This is a genomic window from Agromyces excoecariae, from assembly GCF_051715505.1.
In the GTDB taxonomy this organism is placed as follows: domain Bacteria; phylum Actinomycetota; class Actinomycetes; order Actinomycetales; family Microbacteriaceae; genus Agromyces.
Window position 1 is genome coordinate 204,560 of the sequence record NZ_JBPSLA010000015.1, and the last position, 8,055, is coordinate 212,614.

At 71.0% G+C, this 8,055-nt stretch carries 7 protein-coding genes; 3 read left to right on the forward strand and 4 right to left on the reverse strand.

Features of this window, described 5'->3' with window-relative positions; translation table 11 throughout:
* Positions 1–36 precede the first annotated feature (36 nt).
* From ACSJD1_RS15765 to ACSJD1_RS15780, 4 genes are all read right to left on the reverse strand, one after another.
* A complete protein-coding gene (locus tag ACSJD1_RS15765; protein ID WP_438856230.1) occupies positions 37–804 on the reverse strand; it encodes a serine hydrolase in 768 nt (255 codons plus the stop codon).
* 235 nt (positions 805–1,039) lie between these two features.
* Positions 1,040–3,064, reverse strand: a complete 2,025-nt coding sequence (locus ACSJD1_RS15770) for a M13 family metallopeptidase (protein ID WP_438856231.1) — start codon at positions 3,062–3,064, stop codon at positions 1,040–1,042.
* A 64-nt stretch (positions 3,065–3,128) separates the two neighbouring features.
* A complete protein-coding gene (locus ACSJD1_RS15775; protein ID WP_438856232.1) occupies positions 3,129–3,833 on the reverse strand; it encodes a potassium channel family protein in 705 nt (234 codons plus the stop codon).
* Complete coding sequence (locus ACSJD1_RS15780; RefSeq protein ID WP_438856233.1) at positions 3,826–5,202, reverse strand: TrkH family potassium uptake protein; 1,377 nt, start codon at positions 5,200–5,202, stop codon at positions 3,826–3,828. The genes ACSJD1_RS15775 and ACSJD1_RS15780 overlap by 8 nt, the downstream gene beginning before the upstream one ends.
* A 98-nt stretch (positions 5,203–5,300) precedes the next feature.
* Here ACSJD1_RS15780 and ACSJD1_RS15785 point away from each other — a divergent pair, with 98 nt between their 5' ends.
* The 3 genes from ACSJD1_RS15785 to ACSJD1_RS15795 all read left to right on the forward strand — a co-directional run bounded on the left by ACSJD1_RS15785 (position 5,301) and on the right by ACSJD1_RS15795 (position 7,871).
* Positions 5,301–5,672, forward strand: coding sequence for a YccF domain-containing protein (locus ACSJD1_RS15785; protein WP_438856243.1), 372 nt, complete (start codon positions 5,301–5,303; stop codon positions 5,670–5,672).
* Complete coding sequence (locus ACSJD1_RS15790) at positions 5,672–7,039, forward strand: MATE family efflux transporter (RefSeq protein ID WP_438856234.1); 1,368 nt, start codon at positions 5,672–5,674, stop codon at positions 7,037–7,039. Before ACSJD1_RS15785 ends, ACSJD1_RS15790 begins: the two co-directional genes overlap by 1 nt.
* Positions 7,040–7,109: 70 nt before the next feature.
* On the forward strand, positions 7,110–7,871 hold the full coding sequence (locus ACSJD1_RS15795; protein WP_438856235.1) for a head GIN domain-containing protein: 762 nt from the start codon (positions 7,110–7,112) through the stop codon (positions 7,869–7,871).
* Positions 7,872–8,055 lie beyond the last annotated feature (184 nt).

Genomic DNA, 8,055 nt, shown 5'->3' on the forward strand with positions numbered 1-8,055 from the left:
CCCCGCGCGAGGGACCCTGGTCCCGTCGCGTCGAGGTCAGTGCACGTACTCGAGCAGGTCGGCGCCCACGCGCCGCATCCCGTCGAGCACCGCGAGGCGCGACGCGAGCTGCGTGTCGGCGAAGTACATCGACACCGCATAGGCGACGCCCGCGCGCGGCCCGCGCAGCACGCCGACCTCGCTCCGCACACCACCGTCGGTGCCGGTCTTGTTCATGAGGAGCAGGCCGTGGTCGGGGGTGCGGTGGGCGAGCGGGTCGAGCCCGAAGGCCGACGCGACCATCGACAGGTCGGAGTTGAGCGAGAGCCAGCCGACGACCCGCTGCGACACCTCGGGGCTGACGATCTCGCCGCGGGCCAGCGAGGCGAAGAGCCACGTGAGCTCCTTGGCCGAGCCGATCGACAGCTGCGGCGCGTCGTCGGGTCCGCGGTGGTCGCGCACCAGGTCGAGGAGCGCCGTTCGGGTGAGCCCGAGCGTCTCGGTGCGCGAGCGGACCGACTCGAGGCCGATGTGCCGGATGAGGACATTGGTGGCGAGGTTGTCGCTGGTCGCGCCGACCATCGCCGCGAGGTCGGCCATCGGCAGCGAGGGCGTCTGGAGGTGCTGCCAGATGCCCGAGTCGCCGACCGCGTCGCGCGGCGCCCGGTCGAGCACCGTGAACGCCTCGGGGCTCGCGTGCCCGAGCCGCGAGGCGACCTCGACGAGCAGCAGCACCTTGCCGATCGAGGCCGTCGGCATCACGACGTGGTCGTCGACCGAGAACAGCACGCGACCCGTCGCCAGGTCGGTCGCCCGGGCCGACACCTGGACGCCGCCGAGGGCAAGCTCGCCCAGGGAGTCGAAGCCACGCGAGAAATCCTCGACATGTTCGTCGGTGCGGTGGCGGCTTCGTCGGAATGATGCGTGCCGAGCTCGGCGCTCGGAACCCTGGGACGAGGTCACCACGACAGGAACAGCGGCTTTCGTTCGGGTCGCGCGCTCCCCCACCGCGGCATCGCGGTGCGCTCGACGGGATCGGACGGGGATCTGTGGTGAGGTGCTACCAGATGCGGACGCGGTCGGCCGGATCGAGCCAGAGCTCGTCATCGGGCGTGACCTCGAATCCAGTGTAGAACTCATCGATGTTGCGCACGATCTGGTTGCACCGGAACTCGTTCGGCGAGTGCGGGTCGATCGCGAGCAGGCGCTCGACCTCGGCATCGCGACCCTTCATCTGCCAGGCCTGCGCCCAGGACAGGAAGAACCGCTGCGCACCGGTGAGGCCGTCGATCACGGGCGCCTCCTTCCCGTCGAGCGAGAGCAGGTACGCCTTCCACGCGATCGCCAGACCGCCGAGGTCGCCGATGTTCTCGCCGATGGTGAGCGCGCCGTTCACGTGGGCGGGAGTGCCCGCGGCATCCGCCCCGCCATCGCCCTCGTCGTCGGACGAGCCCCCCGGCTCGTCGTCGGCGAGTTGTGCGGGCACCAGCACGTCGTACTGCTCGATGAGCGTCCTGGTGCGCTCCTCGAACGCGGCGCGGTCGTCTTCGGTCCACCAGTCGATGAGCCGGCCGTCGCCGTCGAAGCGCGAGCCCTGGTCGTCGAAGCCGTGGCCGATCTCGTGCCCGATGACCGCGCCGATCGCGCCGTAGTTCGCAGCGGCGTCGCGGGTCTCGTCGAAGAACGGGAACTGCAGGATGGCGGCCGGGAACACGATCTCGTTGAAGCCCGGGTTGTAGTAGGCGTTGATCGTCTGCGGCGTCATGAACCACTCGTCGCGGTCGAGGGGCTTGCCGATCTTGCCCAGCTGGCGCTGGAACTCGAACTCGGCGGCCGCCCGAACGTTGGCGACCAGGTCGGCCGCGGAGACCTCGAGCGTCGAGTAGTCGCGCCACTTCACGGGGTAGCCGATCTTCGGCGTGAACTTCCGGAGCTTCTCGAGCGCCTTCGCACGCGTCTCCTCGCCCATCCAGTCGAGCCCGGCGATCGAGTCGCGGTACGCCTCCACGAGGTTCGCGACGAGCTCGTCCATCGCCTCCTTCGCGGCGGGCGGGAAGTGCCGCTCGACGTAGATGCGACCGACGGCCTCGCCCATCGCGCCCTCGACGAACGACACGGCCCGCTTCCAGCGCTCGCGGAGCTGCGGGGTCCCGGTCAGGGTCCGGCCGTAGAAGTCGAAGTTCTCCTCGACGAACGCGCTGCCGAGGTACGGCGCCGCGCCGTGCACGACCTGCCACGCGAGCCAGTCGCGCCATGCCGGAAGCCGGTCGGGCGTCATCAGTGCGCCGACGCCCTCGACGAAGCTCGGCTGCCGCACGACGAGCTCGGCGAACGCCCCGTCGGGCACGCCCATCGCGTCGCGCCACAGGTCGAGGTCGACGGATGCCACATCCGCGACCTCGGACCACGGCATCAGGTTGTACGTCTTCTGGCTGTCGCGCGAGTCGACGTTGGTCCAGTGGACCTTCGCGATCTCGGCCTCGAGGTCGAACACGCGCTGCGCGCGCGCCGCGGCATCGTCGAGCGCGGCGAGCCCGAACATGCGCTCGACGTGGCCGAGGTACTTCTCGCGGATCGGCGCGAAGCGCTCCTCGCGGTAATAGCTCTCGTCGGGAAGGCCGATGCCGCCCTGCTCGACGAAGACCAGGTAGCGCTCGGGGTCGCCGGGGTCGTTGTCGACGAAGAGCTGGGCGAAGCCGCCGACGCCCTGGCGCTCCAGGCGGCCGATCGCCTCGAGCAGCTGCGCGACGCTGCCGGGCAGCGACGCCTCGACGAGCTGGCTCGCGATCGGCGTCGCGCCGAGCATCTCGGCACGCTCCTCGTTCATGAACGAGGCGTAGAGGTCGCCGACCTTGCGGGCCTCGGTGCCCGGCTCGGCGGCCTGCGCCTCCTCGATGATCTCGCGGACGGCCTGCTCGGCCTCCTCGTAGAGCACGATAAAGCTGCCGTAGCGCGCCTTGTCGTCGGGGATCTCGGTGCGGTCGATCCACTTGCCGTTGACGTGGCGGAAGAGGTCGTCCTGCGGACGCACGCCGGCGTCGAGTTCGTCGAGGATGATGCCGCTGGGCTTCGTCGCATCGCTCATCCCCACAGCCTAGGCGGCACCCGGTCGGCGGTGCTGAGCGGATGCCGCGAACCGCGGCCGCACGTCACCTGAGCTGCGCGAACCCCTCGGCCTTGCGCGTCGGCCCGACGATGAGCACGGTGTCGCCCGGACCCAGCACCGTCTCGGCGTCGGCGTTGCGCCACTCGTCGCCGGCTCGCTTGAAGGCGGCGACCGTGACGCCGAGCTCCTTGCGCAGGGCCGTCTGCCCGAGCGGGATGCCGTGCAGCCGCGAGGGCGGCGCGGTCTTCACGATGGCGTACCCCTTCTCGATCTCGATGTAGTCGAGCGCGGCGCCGCGGACGAGGTGCGCGACCCGACGCCCCATCTCGGCCTCGGGGCGGATCACGTGGTGGACGCCGAGCTGCTCGAGGATGACGGCGTGCTGCTCGGTCACGGCCTTCGCCCAGATGACCGGGATCTTCATGCCGAGCAGCACCGAGCAGGTGAGGATCGACGCCGTGATGTCGCTGCCGATCGCGACGACGACGCGGTCGAACTCGTCGACGGCGAGCTGCTTCAGCACCTCGGACTTGGTCGAGTCCGCACGGACGACCTGGGTGAGTTCGCCGTTCAGCGACTGGACGATCTCCTCGTCGGCGTCGATGCCGAGCACCTCCGTTCCGCCCGCCATGAGTTCGAGGGCGAGCGATTGGCCGAAGCGGCCGAGGCCGATCACGGCGACCGAATCGGCCTCGGCGATGCGGCGCGACGTGTCGTTCGCGCCGCCGAACAGGGTGAACCTAGCCAACTGCGGGCCTCTCCTTCGGGAGTTCGTACAGGATGCGTCGGTCGCGGAGCGCGATCGCCGATCCGAGGGTCAGCGGGCCGATGCGACCGAGGAACATGAGGACCACCAGGATGATCTCGGCGCTCGGCGGCAGGTCGCCCGTGATTCCGGTCGAGAGCCCGACGGTCGCGAAGGCGGAGACCGCCTCGAACGCGACGAGGTCGAGGTCGAGCTTCGTGAGGTGCATGAGCAGGATGATCGCCGTCATGACGGCGCCCACGGCGACGAGCGCGACCGTGATGGCCTGACGGTGCACCGCACGGCTCAGGCGCTTGCCGAAGATGTTGACGGCGCCCTCGCCGCGGAATTCCGTCAGCAGGATGAAGAACAGCACGGCGAACGTCGTCACCTTGATGCCGCCCGCGGTGCCGGCCGGGCCGCCGCCGATGAACATGAGCACGTCCATCACGACCCAGCTCTCGTCGTGCATCTGGCCGACGTCGATGCTGTTGAAGCCGGCCGTGCGGGTCTGGGTCGACATGAAGAATGCGGCGAGGAGCTTCGCGCCCGGCGACAGGGGCCCGAAGGTGCCCTCGTTGTTCCACTCGGCGATCGCGAGGTATGCGGTTCCGCCCACGAGCAGCACCACCGTGCCCCACAGGACGAGCTTCGTGTTCATCGACCAGTGCAGCGGGCGTGCGAACTCCTTTCGCAGCTGCATGATCACCGGGAATCCGAGGCCTCCGAGGATGATCGCCGCAGACATCGGCAGGCAGATGAACGGGTCGCCGACGAAGTCGATCATGTTGTTCGTGTACAGCGCGAAGCCGGCGTTGTTGAACGACGAGACCGAGTGGAAGAGCGCGTGCCACGCGGCATCCGCCGGGCTGTAGTCGTACCCGAAGAGGAAGCGCGGGAACAGGAACATCCAGGTGACGCCCTCGATCGCGAACGAGATCAGCACGATCCCCCGGACGAGCCCGCGCAGGTCGTCGTAGCCGACCGCCTTCGCCTCGGCCGCCGTGTTCAGCCTCGAGCGCACGCTCATCTTGCGCGCGAGCACGAGGCCGACGAGCGACGCGAAGATCATGATGCCCAGGCCGCCGAGCTGGATGAGGAGCATGATCACGCCGTGCCCGAGGGGGCTCCAGTGCAGTTCGGTGTCGACCACGGTGAGGCCGGTCACGCAGACGGCGCTCGTCGCCGTGAACAGCGCATCGATGAAGCTCGTGCCGCCGGGCTCGACGGTCATCGGCGGCAGCCACAGGAGGAGGGTGCCGCCGATGACGGCGGCGGCGAAGCCGACCACCACGGTCTGCGCCGGGTGGAGCCGGATGCCCCGTCGGAAGCGGTGCGGCCGCGGTTCGCGGACCGTCCCTCTGAAGGTCACCGCGGAATCATACGCCTGTTGCGGGGAGGTTTCGCACTCCCCCGCTTCGGAGTCCGAGGATCACCGGCGTCGGTCGGCGATGCGATGATCGAGCCATGCTGAACACGATCCTCAACGTCGTCTGGTTGGTTCTCGCGGGCATCTGGCTGTGGATCGGGTACATGCTCGCGGGCCTGCTCATGTGCGTCCTCATCGTGACGATCCCGTGGGGCGTCGCGTCCTTCCGCATCGCGAACTACTCGCTCTGGCCGTTCGGCCGGCAGGTGGTCTCCAAGCCGACCTCCGGCGCGTGGTCGTTCATCGGCAACGTCATCTGGGTGCTGCTCGCCGGATGGTGGCTCGCGCTCGAGCACCTCGTCACGGGCGTGGTCATGTGCCTCACGATCATCGGCATCCCGCTCGGCATCGCGAACTTCAAGCTGATCCCGGTCTCGCTCGCCCCGCTCGGCAAGGAGATCGTGGACGCGTAGTGCGTGACGCCACCCGCACCTCCTCCGCGCGCCGGGCGGTCGACCGCGACATCCTGCGCCTCGCCGTGCCGGCGCTCGGCGCGCTCATCGCCGAGCCCCTGTTCCTCCTCGCCGACACGGCGATGGTCGGCCACCTCGGCTCGGCGCCGCTCGCCGGCCTCGGGCTCGCGAGCGCCGTGCTCCAGACGATCGTCGGGCTCATGGTCTTCCTCGCGTACGCGACGACGCCGTCGGTCGCACGACGACTCGGGGCGGGCGACCCGCGCGGCGCCGTCGGCGCGGGCGTCGACGGCCTCTGGCTCGCGCTAGGGCTCGGCGCGGTGCTCGCCCTCGCCGGCTGGCTCGCCGCCCCGTGGCTCGTGGGCGCCTTCGGCGCCTCCGCGGAGGTCGCCGCCGAGGCATCCGTCTACCTCTCGATCTCGATGGCCGGGCTCCCGGCGATGCTCGTCGTGTTCGCCGCCACCGGCCTGCTGCGCGGCCTGCAGGACACGCGCACGCCGCTCCGGGTCGCCGGCATCGGCTTCGCGGCGAACATCGCGCTCAACGCGATCTTCATCTACGGGCTCGGCTGGGGCATCGCGGGCTCGGCGATCGGCACCGTCGTCGCGCAGTGGGGCATGGTGCTCGTCTACCTCGTCGTCGTCGCGCGGCACGTCGGCCGCGTCGGCGCGAGCCCGTGGCCGCACCACGCGGGCGTGCTGCGCGGCGCACGGGACGGCGGTTGGCTGTTCCTCCGCACCGCGAGCCTGCGCGTGGCGCTGCTCCTCTCGACCTGGGCGGCGACCTCGCTCGGACGTGACGAGCTCGCGGCGTACCAGGTGGCGATCACGATCTACTTCACGCTCGGGTTCGCGCTCGACGCGCTCGCGATCGCCGCCCAGGCCCTCATCGGCAAGGGCCTCGGCGCGGGCGACGTCGACGTGGTGCGCGCGGTGCTGCGCCGCTGCGTCGAGTGGGGCGTCGGCGCGGGCGCGGTTATCGGCGCGCTGGTGGTCGCGACGGCCTGGGTGCTGCCCGCCGTCTTCACGTCGTCGGCCGACGTCGCGGAGCTGCTGCCGCCCTCGCTCGTCGTGCTCGGCCTGTCGGCCCCGCTCGGCGGTCTCGTGTTCGTGCTCGACGGCGTGCTGATCGGCGCCGGCGACGCCCGGTACCTCGCGTGGACGGGCCTCGTGAACCTCGCCGCGTTCGTGCCGATGGCGTTCGGCGTCGTGTGGTGGGCGGATGTTTCCGGCGCCGACGTGTCCGGCGCGGCGGCGCTCGCGGCGCTCACGGCCGCGTTCTCGCTCGGCTACCTCGCCGCACGCGCCGCCACGCTCTCGCTCCGGGCGCGCGGACGCGCGTGGATGGTCACGGGCGCGCCCGCGTGACCAATGGCCCGACGGCGTCGACCCGCAGCGCCTAGGTTCGGGCCAAGCCCGCCGTTCGAAGGAGGCCGACATGCCCGCGCGTCGCGCCCTGGATCGCCCCGTCGTCCGCCGGCCGCGCCGGGGACTCGCCCGCACGGCCGCGGCCGTGATCGCCGGAGGCCTGCTCGTCGCGCTGACCGCGTGCGTGCCGTTCGTGACGCCCGGCGACACCCGCACCGAGACGCGCGAGATCGGCGACGCCTCGAGCGTCTCCCTGCGCGGTTCGGGCGACATGACGATCCGGCTGGGCGAGGCGCCATCGCTCACCGTGACGGGCGGCGAGAACGTGCTCGAGCGCCTGACGACCGAGGTCGAGGGCGACGAGCTCGTCATCGACATGCAGCGCGGGCCGATCGTCGTCGGCGCGCGCGACCTGGTCTTCGACATCACGCTGACCTCGCTCGACTCGGTGCTGATCTCGGGCTCCGGCGACGTGACCGCCGAGTTCGGCGACGCCGACGACGTGACCCTCGAGATCCGCGGCTCGGGCGGGATCGAGACCGACGAGCTCGACGCGCGGACGGTGCGGGCGTCGATCAGCGGATCCGGGTCGATCGTGCCGTCCGGTTCGACCGAGGAGCTCCAGGTCCAGGTCGACGGATCGGGCGACGTTGACGCCTCCGGGCTGCGCGCGGCCAGCGCGCGCGTGGTGCTGTCGGGGTCGGGCGAGATCTCGGTCGATGCGTCGGAGTCGCTCGACGTCGTGCTCTCGGGCAGCGGCACCGTGCGGTACGCGGGCCGGCCCGAGATCCGCAGCACGGTGTCGGGGTCGGGCGAGATCACGCCGTCCTGAGCGGGCGCTTCCGGGGTCGGCCGCGCGGCAGAGCGCGCGATCTCTCCTGCGCTTCGGAGGAACGCGATCTCTCCTGCGCTTCGGGAGGAAGAAGAGCGAGACACGCCGACTCCGACGGATGCCGCCACGGCGTGTCGTCCGGAATCTCCTCCCGAGCGGGCGGCGGGCGGGCGGGCCCGGCGGG

What these genes read in the sequence shown, in the direction of transcription:
- ACSJD1_RS15770 (WP_438856231.1), bottom strand. Translation starts at nt 3,064, where the DNA reads ATGAGCGATGCGACGAAGCCCAGCGGCATCATCCTCGACGAACTCGAC.
- ACSJD1_RS15795 (WP_438856235.1), top strand. Translation starts at nt 7,110, where the DNA reads ATGCCCGCGCGTCGCGCCCTGGATCGCCCCGTCGTCCGCCGGCCGCGC.